This is a genomic window from Enterobacter cloacae complex sp. S1, from assembly GCF_014930525.1.
GTDB classification, from domain to species: Bacteria; Pseudomonadota; Gammaproteobacteria; order Enterobacterales; family Enterobacteriaceae; genus Enterobacter; species Enterobacter hormaechei_C.
Genome location: NZ_JADBRE010000067.1, coordinates 1 through 1,474, shown reverse-complemented (window position 1 = coordinate 1,474; position 1,474 = coordinate 1). Strand labels below are relative to the sequence as shown.

At 32.5% G+C, this 1,474-nt stretch carries 1 protein-coding gene and 1 pseudogene; both read right to left on the bottom strand.

Annotated features, from left to right (window positions below):
• Positions 1-605, bottom strand: a pseudogene (locus IM290_RS21390) (site-specific integrase); the annotation flags it as partial.
• Position 606: 1 nt separating this feature from the next.
• The coding region (locus tag IM290_RS21385) for a site-specific integrase (protein ID WP_193354507.1) at positions 607-1,474 on the bottom strand (868 nt) is incomplete at its 5' end.

Genomic DNA, 1,474 nt, shown 5'->3' with positions numbered 1-1,474 from the left:
GATATTAATTGTAATGGCCTTCTTCCTGTTATTGCCAACAAAAGGATATAACAATACAAAAAGCATTGAATTTTCTTCTCATGATAAAATTTTCCAACGGCGTTAATGATGTTATTTAATTCCGTTTCAGTTAAAGGTCCTTTATTTGGATCTCGTCTTTTAACTGCATCTCCTGTTTGGTTTGGAATGATTTTTATTTTCTCCAGCATTCTAATGGCAGTCGCTTCTACCCCAGGGTAATTAAGATTTTTCCATTTAATGATGAAAGCCTTAATTAAGTTTAGTTTGTAGTTTCTTTCAGAACCTAAATAAACATTCAATTGATATATTGCTTTGTCATCAATAGTATCGATGGTTATTGCACCAAACCACTTATAAAATAGAGTGTTAATATTTTGTATATAAAAAGAACTATATTCAGACGCATAGTAAGCTAATGTTTTTAAGTAGCTAAGTTTCATTTTTGTAGGCATTATATCTACAACTTTATGAGGGTATACGCAGTTTTCTTTATCAAGTTGCCATTTCTTATCTGACAGTTTGAAACTATATCTATTCATCTTAGCAAAAAAAATTTGCTCACTTTCAATACATTTGATTTCCAAATTAAACCCCACTAATTATTTTACTTACTGATTTATAGACCTTTAGGACGACATCCTTCTCTTGTTGGGATATATATTTAAAATTGTATCTATCACACATGATTGACTCCTTTGACCAACCCATTAGATAATTCCTTAAATCTTTCCTTCTACTATATTCTAATTCAGCGCCTTCTATTCCTTTAGAATACATATAATTCCAAGAGTGCCTTAACCTATGACCTGAAAGATTATATAGCTTTGGACTTGCTCGTTTCAGTGTTGATATCACCTTCTCATAAGCTGAAATGCTTAAGGGTTCTCCTGCATTTTTTCCGGTGCAATGAGCCACCAATAAGAAATTATGCTTTTTCCTTTTTGTCATTTTTTCCCTGCTATTGCTTATGTAATCAAAAATTTCACTGGCTAACTCATCAGATAACGGAATAACCCTTTCTCCAGTCTTTACTAATGGTTGATAAGATCTTCCATCTTCTTTTGAATCATGTCTTCTGACTACACTTAAAGTGTTGTCTCTGAGATCAAAATCATCTATTTTAAGATTGAGCAACTCTCCAGCCCTTAAACCTAAATTTAAGAGCAAGGTAAATATTAGTCTGTTCCTGACCTGTACTTTCTTATGGAAAGGGTTTTCAATCCCGCCAATTTCCAATAGACGGAAAAGCACATTGATCTCTTCTTCGTTTAACGATTTTTCAGATATTTCATTCATATTCAATGAACTGTTTCTTGGAATATGTGCTCTGATACTTTCAATAAATACTTCTACTTCATACTTTGCATGAATCCCCTTTGACGAATTAACTAATCCACATAACCACTTAAGGTAGCGTGAAAAAACGTGTACTCTATAACTAAAGGTTCTCTTC